Source organism: Nocardioides sp. BE266 (assembly GCF_031457855.1).
Lineage (GTDB): Bacteria > Actinomycetota > Actinomycetes > Propionibacteriales > Nocardioidaceae > Nocardioides.
Window position 1 is genome coordinate 674,069 of sequence record NZ_JAURTI010000003.1, and the last position, 16,839, is coordinate 690,907.

16 protein-coding genes are annotated in these 16,839 nt (G+C 72.0%); 5 read left to right on the plus strand and 11 right to left on the minus strand.

All coding sequences use genetic code 11. The features are described 5' to 3' along the window. Positions 1-169: 169 nt before the first annotated feature. The 5 genes from J2X46_RS11860 to J2X46_RS11880 all read right to left on the minus strand — a co-directional run bounded on the left by J2X46_RS11860 (position 170) and on the right by J2X46_RS11880 (position 6,061). Positions 170-1,000 carry a DUF4097 family beta strand repeat-containing protein gene (locus J2X46_RS11860; RefSeq protein WP_310250521.1) on the minus strand — a complete coding sequence of 277 codons (831 nt, stop codon included), beginning with the start codon at positions 998-1,000 and terminating at the stop codon, positions 170-172. 92 nt (positions 1,001-1,092) lie between these two features. Further along, positions 1,093-1,638 carry a toxin-antitoxin system HicB family antitoxin gene (locus J2X46_RS11865; RefSeq protein WP_310250524.1) on the minus strand — a complete coding sequence of 182 codons (546 nt, stop codon included), beginning with the start codon at positions 1,636-1,638 and terminating at the stop codon, positions 1,093-1,095. 190 nt (positions 1,639-1,828) lie between these two features. Then, on the minus strand, positions 1,829-5,317 hold the full coding sequence (locus tag J2X46_RS11870; RefSeq protein WP_310250527.1) for a heterodisulfide reductase-related iron-sulfur binding cluster: 3,489 nt from the start codon (positions 5,315-5,317) through the stop codon (positions 1,829-1,831). Between the two features lie 127 nt (positions 5,318-5,444). After that, positions 5,445-5,744 (minus strand): hypothetical protein, encoded by a 300-nt coding sequence (locus J2X46_RS11875; protein ID WP_310250529.1) that lies wholly within the window; start codon positions 5,742-5,744, stop codon positions 5,445-5,447. Next, complete coding sequence (locus J2X46_RS11880) at positions 5,741-6,061, minus strand: WXG100 family type VII secretion target (protein ID WP_310250531.1); 321 nt, start codon at positions 6,059-6,061, stop codon at positions 5,741-5,743. The genes J2X46_RS11875 and J2X46_RS11880 overlap by 4 nt, the downstream gene beginning before the upstream one ends. 120 nt (positions 6,062-6,181) lie before the next feature. Between J2X46_RS11880 and J2X46_RS11885 the strand changes: the two genes are divergently transcribed. Genes J2X46_RS11885 through J2X46_RS11905 form a run of 5 tightly spaced genes read left to right on the plus strand, consistent with a single transcriptional unit; the run spans position 6,182 to position 10,054 of the window. Then, entirely contained in the window at positions 6,182-6,505 is a 324-nt protein-coding gene (locus J2X46_RS11885; RefSeq protein ID WP_310250533.1) for a hypothetical protein, read from the plus strand. A gap of 1 nt (position 6,506) precedes the next feature. After that, entirely contained in the window at positions 6,507-8,138 is a 1,632-nt protein-coding gene (locus tag J2X46_RS11890) for a putative T7SS-secreted protein (protein ID WP_310250536.1), read from the plus strand. Further along, positions 8,135-8,587 carry a hypothetical protein gene (locus J2X46_RS11895; protein ID WP_310250539.1) on the plus strand — a complete coding sequence of 151 codons (453 nt, stop codon included), beginning with the start codon at positions 8,135-8,137 and terminating at the stop codon, positions 8,585-8,587. Before J2X46_RS11890 ends, J2X46_RS11895 begins: the two co-directional genes overlap by 4 nt. Next, entirely contained in the window at positions 8,584-9,069 is a 486-nt protein-coding gene (locus J2X46_RS11900; protein ID WP_310250542.1) for an ADP-ribosyltransferase domain-containing protein, read from the plus strand. Before J2X46_RS11895 ends, J2X46_RS11900 begins: the two co-directional genes overlap by 4 nt. 10 nt (positions 9,070-9,079) lie before the next feature. Next, the gene (locus J2X46_RS11905; RefSeq protein WP_310250544.1) at positions 9,080-10,054 is read left to right on the plus strand and encodes an ADP-ribosylglycohydrolase family protein; all 975 of its coding nucleotides are present in this window, start codon (positions 9,080-9,082) and stop codon (positions 10,052-10,054) included. Positions 10,055-10,058: 4 nt separating this feature from the next. Here J2X46_RS11905 and J2X46_RS11910 read toward each other — a convergent pair whose 3' ends face one another. The 6 genes from J2X46_RS11910 to J2X46_RS11935 form a co-directional block, all read right to left on the minus strand. Next, complete coding sequence (locus tag J2X46_RS11910; protein WP_310250547.1) at positions 10,059-12,644, minus strand: hypothetical protein; 2,586 nt, start codon at positions 12,642-12,644, stop codon at positions 10,059-10,061. 47 nt (positions 12,645-12,691) lie between these two features. Then, entirely contained in the window at positions 12,692-13,453 is a 762-nt protein-coding gene (locus tag J2X46_RS11915; RefSeq protein ID WP_310250550.1) for an IclR family transcriptional regulator, read from the minus strand. A 25-nt stretch (positions 13,454-13,478) separates the two neighbouring features. Further along, entirely contained in the window at positions 13,479-14,141 is a 663-nt protein-coding gene (locus tag J2X46_RS11920; protein ID WP_310250552.1) for a hypothetical protein, read from the minus strand. Between the two features lie 99 nt (positions 14,142-14,240). Beyond that, positions 14,241-15,503, minus strand: coding sequence for a vanadium-dependent haloperoxidase (locus J2X46_RS11925; protein WP_310250555.1), 1,263 nt, complete (start codon positions 15,501-15,503; stop codon positions 14,241-14,243). A 109-nt stretch (positions 15,504-15,612) separates the two neighbouring features. Further along, positions 15,613-16,311 (minus strand): helix-turn-helix transcriptional regulator, encoded by a 699-nt coding sequence (locus J2X46_RS11930; protein WP_310250558.1) that lies wholly within the window; start codon positions 16,309-16,311, stop codon positions 15,613-15,615. 75 nt (positions 16,312-16,386) lie between these two features. Then, positions 16,387-16,800 carry a hypothetical protein gene (locus J2X46_RS11935; protein ID WP_310250560.1) on the minus strand — a complete coding sequence of 138 codons (414 nt, stop codon included), beginning with the start codon at positions 16,798-16,800 and terminating at the stop codon, positions 16,387-16,389. Between the last annotated feature and the right edge of the window lie 39 nt (positions 16,801-16,839).

The window sequence follows — 16,839 nt, forward strand, 5'->3', positions numbered from 1 at the left end:
CCGACCTGGCTGCGACGCCAGTGCGTGGTGGTGCGTCAGCGGCGCTTGGGCGCGCGCGGCGAGTAGCGCACGCGCTCGGCGATGCGGTGTCGCGCGATGAGCTCGATGTCGGTGAGCGAGTCGAACATGGCCGTGCTCCTTTCGACGAGAGGGGAGTGGCTGACCGGGGTCAGCTCTGGTGGAGGATGACGTCGCCCGAGGCGGTGGTGGCACGCACCTCGAGGTAGGGCTGGTCGGGACCGGGCTCGCCGGTGCCGGGCAGGTCGGAGGCCAGGCGGCCGCTCGCGGTGCGGACGTCGGTCCACACCGGCAGGCCCGCGGTGACCCCGATGCGGACGTCGCCGCTCGCGGTCTTGGCGGTGATCCGGCCGGCCGCTGCTCGGCCGATGACGAGGTCGCCGGAGCCGGTGGTGAAGATGGCCTCGCCGGTGAGCGAGCCGACCTCGGCGTCGCCCGAGCCGGTCTTGATGGCCAGCTCGTCACGGCTGGCCTCGACGCGTACGTCGCCACTGCCGGTCGTGATGACCAGGTGGGAGTCGGCCCGGCGCACGAGGACGTCGCCCGAGCCCGACTTGACCCGCGCGTCGCCGGCGAGGTGCTCTGCGACGACGTCGCCCGAGCCGGACTGCACGGTGGTGTCGCCGTCGACGACGTCGAGCGAGACGTCGCCCGAGCCGCTGTCGATCTTGGTGTCGGCGAACCGGCCGTGGGTGACCACGTCGCTGCTGCCCACCTTCGCGTAGAGGCCGCTGGCGACGGGCACCTCGACGACGATCTCGGCGCGGGCGTCCTTGCCGAGGAAGCCGCCACGCTTGGGGGCGATGATCGCGATCCGGTCGCCCAGGTCGCGGACGTCGTACTCCTCGGCGCGCTCGCCGGTGATCCGTACGGTCGTCTCGGTGGTGTCGGTGGCGGTGACGTCGACGCTGCCGCGGCCGTTCTCGACGTAGAGGTCGACCGGCTCCGGGGTGTCGAAGGCGAGGTCCAGCTGGTTGCTCATGGTGGTCTCCAGAAGGTGTGTTCGTCCGACGGGCCGGCCGGTGCCGGTCCGCTGAAGCGGGTGGTGAGGTGGCCCTCAGCAGGGCCGGGCTGTCAGAGCCAGCCGGTCATCCGGCGGTTGCCGCCCTGCTTGCGGTTGGCGGCGAACGGGTCGTAGCCGACGAAGGGGACGCTGCTCAGGTCGATGTCGACGTTGATCGAGTGCTCGTTGGTGGCGCTGCGGACCAGGCCGACCATCCAGGTGTTGAGGCTCTGGCCGGCGGCAGCCGCCTTCTCCTCGGCCCGGGCCTTGACCGCCTCGGGGATCCGGAGGGTGATGCGGGCCAGGTCGCCGTCGTCCTCCTCGGGCGCGGCCGGCGGCGCCGGCGGCGGGGGAGGTGCGGGGAGCTCGCTGCGGGGGGCGACCTCGACGACGAAGTCGAGCTCGCGGCCGACCAGCCGCACGTCGACGCTGCCCTCGGGCAGCTCGGCGGTGATCTCGGCCGCGGCGTGGGAGATGGCCTCCATCAGCGCCAGGCGGGCGCTGGGGTCCAGGGCGTACGCCAGGCGCTCGGCCGCCTGCTTCAGGTCGTCGCTGCCCGCCTCGGCCGCGGCGACGAGGTCGCGGCGGAGGGTGTCGACGTACGGGGTGATGTCCATGCGCACCATCGTGACATCACTGTGATGTCATGTCAACACCTTCGTGACATCACGTTGCCACCCACCTGACATCAGCGCCGAGTCGGCGCATCTGCACGCCTGAAATGGGCCGAGTCGGCGCATCTGCACGCGGTGACTGTGCAGATGCGCCGACTCGGTGGGTCCTGCGTGTGCAGATGAGCCGACTCGGTCAGAGGTCGAAGAGGGAACCTGCCCCGTCGATGTCGGCGTCGGTGCGCGGGGTGTGACCCGGCCCGGCCGAGGCGGCCGGCTTCGGGGCCGGCTCCTCCGGGGCGGGTGCCTCGTCCTCGGCGGCCTCGGCCGCGGGCTCCTCCTCGGGCTCCTCCTCGGGCTCGTCCGTCGGTACGTCGTCGGAGTCGAGAATCGTGTCCGGGTCCTCGGCAGGCACCGCCTCCGCCTCGGGCGCGGGCGTGTCCTCGGGGTCGCGGAACGTCGCCGCCTGGCTGAGGTCCGCGCCGCTGGGCGGAGCGCTGGGGGCCTCTGCCTCTGCTGCGGGCTCCGGCTCGGCGGTTGCCTCGGGCTCGGGCGCTGCCTCGGCTGCCGGCTCGGCCGGTGCCGGGGCACTGGCGGTCGCCGGGGCGTCGATGTCGAAGAGCGAGCTCACGGCGCTGATGTCGACGTCGGTGCTCGGGGTCGACGTCGTGCCGCTCGACGGGGCCGGGGTCGCCGGAGCTGCTGCCGCCTCTGGCTCGTCATCGGCGTCGAGGACCGTCTCGGGGTCGTCGACCTCAGCCTCTGCGTGCTCGCTGGGGGCTGAGTCGCTCGGCGACTCGGGTGCAGCAGCCGGCTCCGGGGCCTGGATGTCGAACAGCGAGCCGCCGCTACCGAGGTCCACCGTCGGGGCGGGTGCGGCCGGCGCACTCGGCGTTGAGTCGCTGGGAGACTCAACGTCCACTGCCGGCTCTGACTCGGGCTCTGCCTCGGGCTCAGGCTCGGGCTCCGCCGCGGCGGCGGGCTCCGGCTCGGGCTTCGCCTCGGGCTCAGCGGCAGGCTCGGGGGCGGCGATGTCGAAGAGCGAACCGCCGCCACCCAGGTCGGTGGCGGGCGCGGCGGCCGGCTTGGCCTCGGCCGCCGGCTCCTCCTTCGCCTCGGGCTCGGGAGCGGCTGCCGGGGCAGCCTCGGGCTCGGCCGGCGTACCGACGTCGAAGAGCGATCCGCCGGCACCCAGGTCGGACGACGCGGGCTTCTCGGCAGGCTTCTCGGGCTCGGGCTCGGGCTCGGGCTCGGGGGCCGGGGTGTCGAAGAGCGAGCCACCGGACTCGGCGGGCTTCTCGGCCACCTTCGCGGCGGGCTCGGGCTCGGGCGCCGGGGTGTCGAAGAGCGACGTACCTCCCGAGGCCTTCGCGGCCGGACCGGCGTCGGCGGTCTCGGTGACGGTGTCCTCGGTGATGGTGACGTCGCCGGCCTCGGGCTCGTCCTTGGTCGCCACGTCGGTCGTCGCACTCGCGCTGGCAGCCGCGGGTGCGGGAGACGAGCCCGGAGCGGCCTTGGTGGCCTGCTCGCCCTTCACCGACGCGAGCAGCATCTGCGCGACGTCGAGGACCTCGACCTCCTCGCGGGCCTCGCCCTTGGCCTGCTGGGAGGTGAGGCCGTCGGAGAGCATCACCCGGCAGAACGGGCAGCCGACCGCGATCTGGTCGGCGCCGGTGCCGACGGCCTCCTTGGTGCGGTTGACGTTGATCCGCTCGCCGAGGTTCTCCTCCATCCACATGCGGGCGCCGCCGGCGCCGCAGCAGAAGGAGCGCTCGGAGTTGCGCTCCATCTCGACGTACTCGGCGCCCGGCAGCACCTGGAGCAGCTCGCGCGGCGGCTCGTAGACCTGGTTGTGGCGACCGAGGTAGCACGGGTCGTGGTAGGTGATCGAGCGCTTCGCGGCGCCCGCGCCGTCCTTGACCGGGGTCAGCTTCCCCTCGCGCACGAGGCGGTTGAGCAGCTGCGTGTGGTGGACGACCTCGAGCTCGATGCCGAAGTCCTTGTACTCGTTCTTGAGCGTGTTGAAGCAGTGGGCGCAGGTCGAGACGACCTTCTTGACCTTGTACTCCTTGAAGGTCTCGACGTTCTGCTGCGCGAGGCCCTGGAAGACGAACTCGTTGCCGGCGCGGCGGGCCGGGTCGCCGGTGCAGGTCTCGCCGTTGCCGAGGACGCCGAAGGAGATGCCCGCGATGTTGAGCAGCTCGGCCACCGCGCGGGTGGTCTTCTTGGCGCGGTCCTCGTAGGCCCCGGCGCAGCCGACCCAGAACAGCCAGTCGACCGACTCGAGGGACTCGAGGTCGTCACCGACGACCGGGACGTCGAACTCCAGGCCCTTGGCCCAGTCGAGCCGGCCCGAGGGAGACATGTTCCACGGGTTGCCCTTGTTCTCCAGGCCCTTGAAGAGCTGGTTGAGCTCGGCCGGGAAGTTCGACTCGACCAGGAGCTGGTAGCGCCGCATGTCCATGATGTGGTCGACGTGCTCGATGTCGACCGGGCACTGCTGGACGCAGGCGCCGCACGAGGTGCAGCTCCACAGCACGTCCTCGTCGATCACGAAGTCGCCGTCGCCGGGGTTGTAGAAGTAGTCGAGGACGTCGGTGCCCGAGCCGGCCGACTCGCCCTTCGAGCCGACGCCGACCAGCGCACGCTCTGCGTGCGCCTCGTCGCCTGCGGACTTGGCGTACGCGTGGTCGCGGAGGCTGGTGATCAGCAGCTTGGGCGAGAGGGGCTTCTCGGTGTTCCAGGCCGGGCACTGCGACTGGCAGCGACCGCACTCGGTGCAGGTCGTGAAGTCGAGGATGCCCTTCCACGAGAAGTCCTCGACCTTGCCGGCGCCCAGCGCCGAGTCCTCGTCGAGGTCGTCGATGTCGTCGAGGGTGATCGCCTTGCCGTCCGAGGTGAGCGGCTTCATCGCGCCGAGCGCCGTGCTGCCGTCGGCCTCGCGCTTGAAGTAGATGTTGAACCACGCGGTGAAGCGGTGCCACGCGATGCCCATGGTGATGTTGCGGGCGATCACCATCAGCCAGATCATCGCGAGCGCGATCTTGAAGGCGGCGATGAAGTAGATGAGGTTGTGCAGCGACGACTCGTCGACCGGGTACATCGCGTCGCCGATCCACGAGGCGATCGGGTAGTGGGAGCGGCCGACCTCCTCGTCGAGCTTCCACTCCGCGGCGCGCACGAACAGGATCGCGGAGCCCTCGAGCAGCGCGAGCGCCTCGACGAAGTAGGCCTGCCAGAAGGTCGAGCCGAAGAAGCGGCTCTTGCGTCCCTCGGACCGCGGGTGGTGCGTCTGCCGGTAGACGATCAGGTAGATGATGCCGACCGTGCTGAGCAGGCCGATGAGCTCGCTGAACCACTCGTAGGGGTACCAGTGGCCGATCACGGGCCAGGCGAAGTCGGGCGTGAAGAGCTGGAAGTACGCCGCCAGCACGGCAGTGCTGAGGAAGAGGAACGCTGCGTAGACGAACCAGTGCATGATGCCGACCCAGTGCCACTGGAGCATCCGGGTGTGGAGGAACGTCTCCTTGAGCATCGTCGCGAAGCGACCGCCGGGGTTGTCGTTGCGCCCGGGCGCCGGCTGGCCGGACCGGATCACGCCCAGCATGCGGCGTACGGCCGGCACCAGGAGGGCCACTGCGGCGACGGTCAGGGCGAACGAGACGACGATCGCGAACATCTGCATGAAGGACTGCTCCTCGGTCGGGGCGTACGAGCCGGAGCATATGGCCGTCGATGGTGCCGACGGCAGGGCACGTACGAGTGAGAAGGATCCTACCCGCAGGTAACTTCAGTGGTGGAGGCGCGTGCGATCAGTTCACGATCGCGACGTTCTCCACCTCGATCTCGCGGGCGTCCTCGCGGTAGGTCGCGAGCTTCTGCTTGACCTGGTCGAGGGCGTCGGTCAGCTGCTTCACCCCGTCGCGGAGCTTCTGCTGGTAGTCGAGGTGGGCGGCGTGCGACTCGCTGCTCTCCTCCCAGCTGGGGGTGAGGCGCTCGGCCTCCTGGAGCAGCGTGTCGATCTGCTGGGTGATCGCGGTCGTGGCGTTGCCGAGCGCGGTCTCGATCGAGGACAGCGCCCCCTGGTGGACGACCAGTCCGCGCTCGCTCATCGGGGACCACCACCGAGGCGGTCGGCGAGCTGGCCGGCCCGCTCGGCCTGGGCGACATCGTTGGTGGCGTGCTCCTGGGCGACGTACATCAGGTTCTGGGAGTAGCCCTCGAGGATCGGGCCGAGGGTGATCGCGACGGTGAACCACTCGTTGATCGCCTCGCCGAACCCGGCGGCGGCCTGTCCCTTGAAGCCCGCGCCGGCCTCGGTCTCGATGGTGGAGCCGAGGTCCTGCAGCGTCTGCTGCAAGGGCTCCACGGCGTCTGCCGCGGCCTGGGCGGCCGCCTGCATCTCGGCGTAGACGAGTCCGACGGCCACGGCCGCCCCCTTCCGTTCGGGTGTCGCAGGATCCATACCCCCGCGCACGCGGGTCTACACGCCCCAACCTGCACCAGTTCGGCGCGTTTGGGGAGCCTCGCGAGGGGGAACTCCACAGCCATGCCGTCCTACGACTACGAAGTCGACCTCGAGAGCATGGGCAAGGCCGCCCAGGGTCTCAACGACACCGTGAAGCTCTTCAAGGACAAGGACGTCGAGGACCTGGTGCCCAGCAAGGGCGACGTCGGCAGCGACGTGGTGTGGGACGCGCTCGACGAGTTCAAGAACCGCTGGGAGGAAGGCGTCAACAACCTCTGCAAGGGTGTCGAGGAGATGTCGGGCCGGCTGGGCAAGATCGCGATGAACTACTTCGAGACCGACAAGGCCGGGCGCGAGTCGCTGTCCGCCCTCAAGGGCACGATCGCCGCCATCAAGGTGATGTGAGATGCCGGACTTCGAGATCGAGGGCAACCCCGGCAACATCCGCTCCAAGGCGCTGACCATGGAGCAGAAGGGCCAGCTCTTCTACGACACCGGCGATGCCCTCGCCAAGATCGACGTCTCCGGCTGGACCGGCCGCGCGGCCGACGAGTTCCGCGAGGCCCACGACCTCGAGCCCGAGCGCTGGGTCAAGGCCGGCAACGGCTTCAAGAAGGCCGCCGCCGGCCTGACGACGTACGCCGGCGAGCTCGAGAACGCGCAGTCCCGGGCCGAGTGGGCGCGCAAGGAGTACGAGCGCGGCCAGCGCGAGTCGGCCAGCGCGCGCACCCAGTACGACTCCTACATGGGCAAGATGCAGGCCTACTGGAGCAGCGGCGGCACCGACCAGGCCGAGCCGTTCCACGACTGGGGCGACCCGATCCAGCAGGAGGCGCTCGGCGAGCTGGCGTCCGCGCGGGCCGATCTCGACAACGCCGCCCACGTCTGCGCCGGGGAGGTCAAGGCCGGCTGTGCCGACGCGCCGGAGGAGCCGAGCTGGTGGGAGTCGGGCCTCAAGTTCGTCGGCGGCATCTTCGAGGGCGCCGGTGAAGCGGTCTGGGACCTGCTGACCATGGTGCCGTTCAGCCCGGTCAACATGGTCATCGACTCCTACAAGCTCGCCACGGGCGACCTCACGCCCGAGGAGCTGATGAAGAAGTACGAGCTCTCCGCCGAGAGCGCGTGGGACATGGCGCAGGGCATCTACACCGGCCTCACCACGGACCCGATCGGCTTCGGCAAGGAGCTCGGCAAGTCGCTGCTCGACTGGGACACCTGGGCCGACGACCCGGCACGCGCCCTCGGCCACCTGGTGCCCGACGCGGTCATCGCGGTCGCCACCGCGGGCTCGGGAGCGCTCGCGACCCGTGGCGCGAAGGGCGGCGCGGACCTCCTCGACGGGCTGCACGACCTGTCCAGGCTGGAGGACCTGTCCGACCTCCGTCACCTCGACGACCTGGGCGACCTCAACAAGCTCGACGACCTGGGCGACCTCCGTCACCTCGACGACCTCGCCGACCTGCACAAGTACGACGACGTCGCCACATCGCCCCAGGGCGTCGGTCGCACCCTCGACGACCCGGCCCTCGAGCCGTGGCTGGACGAGGTGACCAAGCAGCACCCCGAGCTCGACCGCGACGGCGTCCGTGGCATCTGGGACTACACGACCAACGACGGCTACGACGTGATGAACGGCAACATGCGCGAGATCGGGCCCAACGAGCTCAGCGTGCAGCAGCGGATCGACGCCACCAACAAGGGCCTCGACCAGCTGCCGAAGTACGACGGCACGACCTACCGCGCCACCAACCTGCCGGACTCCGTGGTCGACCACATCAACAACGGCGGCACCTACTCCGACCGCGCCTTCACCAGCAGCTCGACCAACCCGAACGTCGCCGAGGGCTTCATGAACCCCGGCAAGGACAACCCGACCCGGATCACGATCGACGGTCACTCAGGCAGCAACGTGGGCCCGTTCTCCGCCGCGAAGTCCGAGGCTGAGATCCTGTTCAAGGGAGGCACCGAGTTCGAGGTGCTCAGCAACACGATCGGGCCCGACGGGGTCCGGCAGCTGGTGGTGAGGGAGATCCCGTGAGCGGTCGCGAGGACCTGGGTGACATGACCCCCGAGGAGATCGCCGACTGGGCCGCGCGCGACTGGGCCGCTGCCAAAGAGGCGCACAAGGACGACCCGCTGCCCGAGTTCAACCGCGCCAAGCAGGACGACTACCCCCACTGGAACCTCGTCGCCTACATGTTCCACACGCGCGCCGGCGAGCGGGTGCTCGTCGACCGCGGCGACGGCGTGCAGGTCGAGGGCACCCTGGGCGGCGTACGACCTGCGCGGGGGCAGGACGAGCTGCTGGTCGAGCTCGAGGGCACCACGTGGGCCTGCACCCGGGCCGACGGCGAGCAGTGGGCTCCGGGCGACCGCGGCCGCGTGCGGGTCGAGACGTTGACCGTGCCCGTCGTCGCGCGGCACGGTGACGGCTCGGGCGCGAGCGCCCGGTGGAGCCTGCAGACCAACATGGAGGGACAGCCGTGACCCAGACGCCCGACCTGGAAGCCTTCCTCGCCACTCTCGAGCAGCTGCCGCCGCACGAGGGCGTCGTCTTCCGGGGCTGCGAGGCGCGCAGCCACGAGCGGTGGGCGGGGCGGGCCCATGTCACCGACGCGCTGCTGTCGACCTCGCGCGACCCGCGCGTCGCGACGGAGAACTTCAGCACCGAGGCCGTCTACGCGATCCTCAGCCGCTCGGGCCGCGACATCGAGCCGTTCTCGGCCGCCCGGCACGAGCACGAGGTCGTCTTCCTGCCGGGCACGATCTTCACGCTGGTCACGCGGGTCCGGTTCAAGGACCTCGGCGTGACCATCGTCGAGGAGTTCGTCCCCGCATCCGACACCGACCCGCCGGCCGTCGACTTCGCCGCGGTGGAGGAGGAGATCGGTCGTGCGCTCCTCCAGGCCGAGCTGCGCGAGCCCGTGCCGGCATCGATCCCGGGCAAGTTCGCCGGCGACATCGCGTGATCGAGGTCGCGTGATCGAGCTGGGCGCTCCTGCGCCGGGCTTCGGCGACCGGGTCGAGGGGGTCCTCCTCGGGGCCGCGTGCGGTGATGCCCTCGGCGTGCCCTACGAGTTCGGCTCGGCGCCGCTGGCTCCCGGCGAGGTGCCCCGCATGATCGGGGGCGGGCTCGGCCCCTACGCGCCCGGCGAGTGGAGCGACGACACCCAGATGGCCGTCGTGGTCGCGCAGGTGGCGGCGGAGCACGGGCTGCGCGACGAGGCGGCGCTCGACCGTGTCGTCGACGGCTGGGTCGGCTGGCTCCGCGACGGTGCCTCCGACGTCGGCAATCAGACCCGGTCGGTGCTCGCGGAGGTGGGTGCCGGGGGACTCACCCGACCGGCGCACGACGCCCGGCTGGCGTCGTACTCCCTGCACGCGCAGACCGGCCACACCGCAGGCAACGGCTCCCTCATGCGCACGGCGCCGGTGGCGCTCGCCTTCCTCGACGATCCCGCCGCACTCGCCGAGCAGGCCCGCGCGATCTCCGGCCTCACCCACGCCGACCCGCTCGCCGGCGACGCGTGCGTGCTCTGGTGCCTCGCGATCCGCCACGCCGTGCTCGGCGGTGAGGTGCCCGACCTGGGTGACCTCGTCGGTGAGGTCCCGTCGGAGCGCCGGGACCAGTGGGCCGGCTGGATCACCGACGCCGAGCGGCGGATGCCCTCCGACTTCTCGCCCAACGGGTTCGTCGTCACCGCGTTGCAGGCCGCCTGGTCAGCCGTACGTCATCCGGTGGAGATGGGCTCCCCGACCGTCGGCTCGCTGGTGGCCGCGGTGCACGCGGGCAACGACACCGACACGGTCGCGGCCATCGCGGGCGCCCTGCTCGGTGCCGCCCACGGCGCGTCGTCGCTGCCCGAGGAGTGGCTTGCCGTGGTGCACGGCTGGCCCGGGCTCGACGCCGCCGACCTGCGCCTCCTGGCGGGTCGGGTCGCGGGCCGGGCCTGAGCGATCAGGCCCGGCGGACCGCCTTGACCGTCCCGCCACGGGAGAGCTCGACCGTCATCAGCACCCGCTTCCGCCCGGGCTGCTTCGCGCAGTAGGTGAACTCCTGCCCGAGCCGCTGCCACGGCTGGCCGATCCGCCGCATCAGCGCGCGGGTGGAGAGGCCGGTGTCGGCGGCCTTCGTGAAGGCGTGCACGGACATCCGCAGCCCGGGGTTGCGGCAGGAGTCGGGCGCCAGGCCCCAGGCGCGCTCCCAGGTCTGGAGGTAGGCCTCCGCGCCGCGGGACAGGTCGTCGGCGAGCGCGTCGCCGTCGGCGCCGGCCACGTGCTCGGCGTCCTCGACCCAGTCGGCGTACAGGCCGTAGTGGGAGACGCCGTCGGTGTTGATGTCGAAGACCCGCTCCCCGCTGCGCTGCCGGCTGATCGTGACGCCGCCGAGCCCGGTGAAGGGGTACGTCACCGGGTTGCTCGCGCCGGCGCCGCGCGGGTCGCCCTGGGCGCCGAAGCCGTTCATGTCGGAGCCGAACCCGAAGCCGAAGTAGTAGCGCGGGTCGGTCCAGCCGAGGTGCTGGCGCCACTTCTCGACGAAGCCCGTCGAGTCGCCGGCGTAGGGGGCGACGAAGCCGCCGAGCCGGTAGATCCGCGGGTAGGCGTCGGGGGTCGACCACGAGTGCGACGAGACGACGCCGGGGGTGCGGCCGGCGGCCTGCTGCTGCTCCATGTAGTCCAGCGCGGCGTTGCGGCCAGCGACGCTCATGTGGTCGGGGTCGAAGAGGATCTTCTGGTCGATCATCGCCGAGAGCAGCTTCTGGCCGAGCGGGCTCAGGCCGAGCTGGTTGCAGTGCGGGCCGGCCGGGTAGACCGGTGCGGGCTGGACCCCGACGTCGCCGAAGAGCTTCCAGATCGCGCCGAAGATGGCGTCCTGATCGGGCTCCTGCGCGCCGGCGCCGCCGGAGAGGTCGCCGAGGTTGGGCGACTGGAGCTTGTCCTCCATGCCGGGCGGGTTGGTGGACGGACAGGTCTGCATCCGCAGGAACGACCCAGTGCTGAGGAAGTTGGCGCTGTTGGTCAGCGGGCCGTTGGTCCCCGAGTCGCCGGCAACGCCGGTGAAGGCGTTGTCGAACTTGTTGGTCAGCTCCATCTGGCTGACGCCGAGCTGCTTCATCTCGCCGAGCTCGCGGAGCATCTGCTCCTCGGTGCAGGTCGGCCGGCCGAGCTGGACGTTGCAGCCCAGCGGGACCGAGGTCTCCATGCCCATGACGACGGCGAGCTTGCCCTGGTTGATGACCTTCCGGGCCTCGAACGGGTCGGTGACGATGCGGTACCAGCCGCGACCGGGGCCGCCGTACTGCGCGTCGATGTAGTCCTGCATCGCGCGCATGTCCTTGGCCTGGAGCCGGACGGCGTCGCGGTCGTCGCAGGAGTTCTTCTTCAGCGGGTAGACCGTGCAGAGGATGTGGTTCTCGGTGAGCAGGCTGGTGTGGATGCGCAGGCCGGCGCGCCACGAGCGCTCGAGCCACGTGTAGTAGACCTGCTGGTGCGTCAGCGAGTGCGGGTTGGGCCAGTAGGAGAACGTCGGCCAGCCGACCGGGTCGTGGCCGGTGCCGGGCGCGTGCCCGGCGAGCACGTCCTCGAGCAGCGCGCCGCGACCGTCCGCGACCTGGTGGTCGGGGCAGTCGACGAGCGCCGCCGCAGCACCGTACTTGTGGAAGGGCGGGCTGCAGATCACCCGGCCGCCGAGGAACTCGTGGGTCTGGCCGTGCACGTGCGGGTCGACGTAGCCGCGCACCTCCTGGAACGGCGTCGCGCCGCCGAACGGGCGGCCGCTGACGTTGGTCTCGACCTCGGGGAAGGCGGTGCAGCCGTCCGTACGACGGAGGGCGAAGGGCTCCGCGGCGCCCGTGCCCAGCCCCGATGCCGTACGACGCAGCGCGCGGCCGTCGGCGAGGGTGAAGGTGAAGCGGCCTCGTCCGGCGCCGCGGACCGTCCAGTCGGAGTCGGGGGACGGCGCGGCCGCCGAGGTCGTGCCGCCGCCGGACGTGGCGGCGAGGAAGGTGCGGTCGGCGGCGTAGAGCAGGTAGGAGCCGAGGCCGGTGGCCTGGAAGGCGGTCGGCCGGCCGGCGAGGGAGTAGCACCCGCCGGCCATGGCGTACCGGCTCTCCGGCACGAGGCGCCGCGGGCTGCGCAGCGGCACCTTCGTCAGGCGCGGCTCTGCGAGCGTCCGCTGGGCGGAGACGCGGGCCCGGCTGGCAGCGCGCTCGCGGGGCGTCGTCGGGTCGGGCGCGGTCGCGGCCTCGCCGCTGCGGCTGATCGCGTTCTTGGTGGTCGGGTCGTTGTGGACGTGCCCGTGCCCGTCGTCGAGCACCGACGCGATCCCGTCCAACCCGTCGATCCCGTCGACGGCCGCGTGCGTGTGCGGGCGCTGCTCGGCAGCGACCTCGGCGCGCTGGCGGGCCTGCGCGTCGTAGGTCGACGACAGGTTCGCCGACGGCGCGGGATCGTGCGCGGCGGTGAGCGCTCCGGCGGTGACCACTCCGCCTGCGGTCACCAGGGAGATGAGGACGCGGCGGACGGGGTGGGGCGTGGGGGACACGGCGGCTCCTTGTCGTCGGGGGCTCAACGACCCGGTCCCCGCCGGGGCTACGTCGGCCGGCTCCCGCTGACCCGCCGGGTGAGCTGGGCCGCCGTCGCGGCGACCGCCCGCGCGATGGCCGCCACGTCGGCGTCGGCGTCGCTCGGGAACGTGACCGCGACCCCGGCCACGGGGTGCCCGTTGTGGTCGAGCACGGCCGCCGCCACGCTCTGCAGCCCAGGTGTCACCTCGCCGTCCTCCGACGCGTGCCCGCGCTGGCGGGTCTCGGTGAGGATGGTGCGCAGCGCGCTGAGCGACGCCGGTCCCTTGCCGTGGCGGTCGACGAAGGCGCTGCGGTCGGGGTAGAGCGCGCGGACCTGGCTCGCCGGGAGCGCGGCGAGGACAGCCCGGCCCGACGCGGTCAGGTGCGCCGGGAGCCGTACGCCGACGTCGGTGACGAGCGGCGGGCGGCCCGGTGCGCGCTCCTCGATGACGTAGAGCACGTCACGGCCGTGCAGCACCGCGAGGTGTGCGCCGTGGCCGGTGCGGTCGACCAGCTCGGCCAGCGGTCGGCGGGCCAGCCGGGCCAGCGGCTCCTGCCGGGTGAAGCCGCTGCCGACCTCGAACGCCGCGACGCCGAGGCCGTAGCGGTGCTCGTCGGGCAGGTGCACGACGAAGCCCTCGTCGATCATCGTGTTGAGCAGGTGGTAGGCCGTGCTGCGCGGCAGGTCGCACGCCCGCATGATCCGGTCGAGGGGGACCGGGTCGGCCTGCGTGGCCAGGAAGCGCAGCACGCGCAGGGCGCGGGTGGCTGCGGGGACCTGGCTCACGGGGCCGATCGTGGCACGTCCGGGATCAGGAGTCGGTGGTGTCCTTCTTGGTGAACCAGCCGCCGCCGCCACCCTCGCTCTCCATCGGCTTGCCGGGCATGTCGTTGGCGCCCGGCGTGCGGCGCGGGAGGAGCGGCGAGCCGGTGGCCGGCGGCTGCTCGGCTGCGGGCTCGGCGGGCTGCTCGGCCTGGGGTGCGGGCTCCGGCTCGGGAGCGGTCTCGAGCTCGGGCTCGGGGGCCGGCGTGGTCTCCGGCGTGGTCTCCGGGGTGGGAGCGGTCTCGGGCTCGGCGTTCACCTCGGCCGGCGGCGTGGGCTGCACAGGCTCGGACGCGCCGACCTGCGGGGTGTAGTCGTCGGCCTTGTGGTCGACGCGGGGGTCGAGGCGGTCGGCGGCGCGGATGCGGTCCTCGTGGGCGGCCTCGGCCTGGCTCGCGGCGATGCGGGCCCGCTCGGCCTCGGCCTCGGCCTGGTCGGCGGCTGCCCGAGCCTCCTCGGCCGTGGCCTCCGCCTCCTCTGCCCGGGCCTGCGCGGGCGGGAGCACCGTCTGGGCGCTGGCAGCCGCCTCGGAGCGCAACTGGTCGGCACGTGCCACGTTGCTCTCGCGGTTCTTCCGGAGGACGTGGGGCACCACCAGCGCCAGGGCGATGACGAGCACGACGAGCAGCGTGATGGTGATGAGCGTGGTCATGCGGCCAGTCTCGCAGCCCTGCTGCCCGTGTCCAGCACACGCGCCCACCCGCAGGGGTGGTGTTCGCGTGTGCCGGACCGTGGGCCCCAACCGTGGGCGTCAGTGCAGTCGCTCCATCACCGTCCTCGCCGTGCGGTGGCCGATGGCGTACGCGTCGGACATGGCGTCACGGAAGTGGAAGCCGCCCCAGATGCGGGCGTTGAGGGCGTCGTACTCCAGCTGGGTGAGCGTGGCGTAGGTACGCGGCGCCGTCGGGAAGTTGCTCGACCGCAGCTCCAGTGGGGTGGTCTCGCCGAGCCGCTCCCGGATGACCTCGACGGCGGGACTGGTCAGGCAGCCGTGGCCGCTGACGTAGTCGGAGTACGGCGGGCTGGGCAGGTACGGCGTCCAGCCGGCCTCGGGCGCGGTGTCGGGGTTGCCGTCGTCCGCGGCGCGGGCGATGGCCTGGAACGGGCGCCAGAAGCCGACGTCGCGCTTGAGCTGCCAGCACCTGATCAGGGAGTCGGTCATCGCCCCGTGGATGGCGGCGAACATCCAGGCGGTGTCCTCGAGGCTCTGGGGATGTGTCTCGAGGTAGCGCACGAGGGCGTCGCCGACCATGGTCGCGGAGTTGCTGTTGAAGAAGACCGCGGTGTCGGACTGGGCCTGGCTGCGCACGGTCGAGCCGGTGCCGCCGAGGAGCTTCACCTCGCTGTAGTCGGTCGTGTAGTCGTCGCTGGTGAGGGCGTCCGGTCCGTTGACGCGGGCCAGCCGCTTCACCACGAGCGGATCCATCGAGCCGATCCACGCGGCCAGCATGTCGGTGGCCGGCGGCGTCGGCTGCCAGACGCCGATGCCCGGGGGCAGCGTGTAGTGGATGGTCGTGTCGAGGTAGCCGTCGTCGGCGCGCTCGTCGATCAGCCGGGCGGCGACCTTCCTGCCGATCCACACGCCTCGGTCCTCGGCGCTGCCGTCGGGCACGCCGGCCAGGGAGGTGGGCAGGCTGGCGTCGAGCGACGTCGCCGCGGCCGGCACGTAGTGGACGAGCACGTCGTGCGCCGCCTGGGCGACGGCGGCCGTCTCCGAGCTGTCGTGGCGCGACGCGGACGCGCGCATGGCGTCGTACATCGCGGTGGAGGTGTAGCCCAGCAGCGGTACGCCGACGGGGATGGGCGTCACGGGGTAGATCGTGGCGAACGCGACGCGCTCCCAGTCGAGCACGACCTGCCCGCTGTCGGGCGAGCTCGGCGGGTCGGTGTGATGGTGGTGATGGTGGCGTGCCCCGCCGCCGGTGGCGGCGCTGGACGTGGCCGACGGGGCGGAGATCGATGCGGCGAGCAGGACCGCGGCGCCGAGTGCGACGCGGGTTCTCTTCAGTGTCATGGCAGGTGCCTCTCGCGAGAAGGGTGTCCCTGCTCGTGAGTGTCAGGCGCCCCTTGGCGCACGGGCCATACGCGTTTGCGCGTACGTTCGGGCCCGGTGACGCACCCGTCTAGCCCAGTCGCTCGATCCGCTCGCGGAGGTCGAGGTCGGGCAGGTCGCGGCCCTGCAGCCGCGCGACGGCGGCCAGGCGGCCCGAGACGCCGAGCTTGCGGTAGATGTTCTCGAGGTGCTTGCGCACGGTCGCGGGGGAGATGAAGAGGTCCTCGGCGATCGCGGAGTTGGACGCTCCGGAGGCCACGTGGCTCAGCACGCGGCGCTCCTGCACCGTGAGGCTGGCGGGCAGCGTCGGCGTCGGCCGCTCGCGCACCAGGCGGCCGAGCAGCGGCGTGAGCATGCGGGCCATGGCGAGGTCGTGCTCGTCGAAGTAGCGGTGCTCCCGTCCGAACGCCACTTGCACGATCGCGTCGGGCCCGTTGCGGAAGCCGATCGCCAGCCCGTCGGCGAGCCCGTCGATCGCGTGGCACGCCTCCGCGGCGAGCGGGTTGCGGCTCCAGTGCATGACACCGAGGTAGTAGGGAGCGCCGTGGGGTCGGTCGTCGCCGTCCGCGTCGGGATAGCCCAACGTGACGACGTCGCTGATCCGCAGCGTGCCGTCCTGGAAGACGGCGATCACGCCGTCCGAGGGGATCAGCACGCTCAACCACTCGAGCACCTGGCGCGACGGGAGCGGGGATCCCGGGCAGGGGCTCGTGTCCAGCAGGTGGCGCAGCGCCTGCTGCTCGATCTCGCTGAGCACAAGGTCCGGCATGGTCTTCCCTCGCGATCGAGGCTAGACCCGGCCCAGCGGACCGTCATCCCCATTTAGGGGCCCCGGCGGGGGCGGTCAGGCTCGGTGCGTGCCGTCCCCGGAGTCCGTACGCCGGGCGTCGTCCGCGTCGAGCACCGTGTCGGGGCTGTAGCCCTCGGACGCCGTGTCGACCCGCGGGTCCACCTGGTCGGCGGTGCGCAGCCGGTCCTCGTGCACGGCCTGCTGCTGGGTGGCGGCGACCTTGGCCTCCTCGGCCTTCTCGCGGGCACGCTCGGCCTCGAGGCGGGCGCGCTCGGCCTCGGCCTCGGCCTCCTTGGCGCGCACCTGGCTCTCCGGGATCTCGCTGGCGTGCTGTTGCGCCTCGTGGCGCAGGCTCTCGGCGTGCTCGACGTGCTTGCGCTTGCGCTGCTGTGCGGCCATCCAGGCGACGAGTGCCGCGACGGCCAGCACGACGACGATGACGACGATGATCCATGCGGTGGTGCTCATGACAACCTGCTCCCCGGCGGCGTGGGTGTGCCGCCTCGT

What these genes read in the sequence shown, in the direction of transcription:
- J2X46_RS11860 (WP_310250521.1), bottom strand. Translation starts at nt 1,000, where the DNA reads ATGAGCAACCAGCTGGACCTCGCCTTCGACACCCCGGAGCCGGTCGAC.
- J2X46_RS11865 (WP_310250524.1), bottom strand. Translation starts at nt 1,638, where the DNA reads ATGGACATCACCCCGTACGTCGACACCCTCCGCCGCGACCTCGTCGCC.
- J2X46_RS11870 (WP_310250527.1), bottom strand. Translation starts at nt 5,317, where the DNA reads ATGCAGATGTTCGCGATCGTCGTCTCGTTCGCCCTGACCGTCGCCGCA.
- J2X46_RS11875 (WP_310250529.1), bottom strand. Translation starts at nt 5,744, where the DNA reads ATGAGCGAGCGCGGACTGGTCGTCCACCAGGGGGCGCTGTCCTCGATC.
- J2X46_RS11885 (WP_310250533.1), top strand. Translation starts at nt 6,182, where the DNA reads ATGCCGTCCTACGACTACGAAGTCGACCTCGAGAGCATGGGCAAGGCC.
- J2X46_RS11890 (WP_310250536.1), top strand. Translation starts at nt 6,507, where the DNA reads ATGCCGGACTTCGAGATCGAGGGCAACCCCGGCAACATCCGCTCCAAG.
- J2X46_RS11920 (WP_310250552.1), bottom strand. Translation starts at nt 14,141, where the DNA reads ATGACCACGCTCATCACCATCACGCTGCTCGTCGTGCTCGTCATCGCC.
- J2X46_RS11925 (WP_310250555.1), bottom strand. Translation starts at nt 15,503, where the DNA reads ATGACACTGAAGAGAACCCGCGTCGCACTCGGCGCCGCGGTCCTGCTC.
- J2X46_RS11930 (WP_310250558.1), bottom strand. Translation starts at nt 16,311, where the DNA reads ATGCCGGACCTTGTGCTCAGCGAGATCGAGCAGCAGGCGCTGCGCCAC.
- J2X46_RS11935 (WP_310250560.1), bottom strand. Translation starts at nt 16,800, where the DNA reads ATGAGCACCACCGCATGGATCATCGTCGTCATCGTCGTCGTGCTGGCC.